Raw genomic sequence first — 392 nt, forward strand, 5'->3', positions numbered from 1 at the left:
GGCACTGTTGCAAATAGTCGGTGGTGATAAACTTATCATCCCCTTTTGCTGATGGAGCTGCACATGAACCCATTCAAAGGCCGGCATTTTCAGCGTGACATCATTCTGTGGGCCGTACGCTGGTACTGCAAATACGGCATCAGTTACCGTGAGCTGCAGGAGATGCTGGCTGAACGCGGAGTGAATGTCGATCACTCCACGATTTACCGCTGGGTTCAGCGTTATGCGCCTGAAATGGAAAAACGGCTGCGCTGGTACTGGCGTAACCCTTCCGATCTTTGCCCGTGGCACATGGATGAAACCTACGTGAAGGTCAATGGCCGCTGGGCGTATCTGTACCGGGCCGTCGACAGCCGGGGCCGCACTGTCGATTTTTATCTCTCCTCCCGTCG

1 pseudogene is annotated in these 392 nt (G+C 54.6%); it reads left to right on the top strand.

Features of this window, described 5'->3' with window-relative positions:
• Positions 1-63: 63 nt before the first annotated feature.
• Positions 64-392: pseudogene (locus ACKLKD_RS28035) on the top strand (IS6-like element IS26 family transposase); the annotation flags it as partial.

It is taken from the genome of Klebsiella sp. 10982, from assembly GCF_048589245.1.
Classification (GTDB): Bacteria; Pseudomonadota; Gammaproteobacteria; order Enterobacterales; family Enterobacteriaceae; genus Klebsiella; species Klebsiella quasivariicola.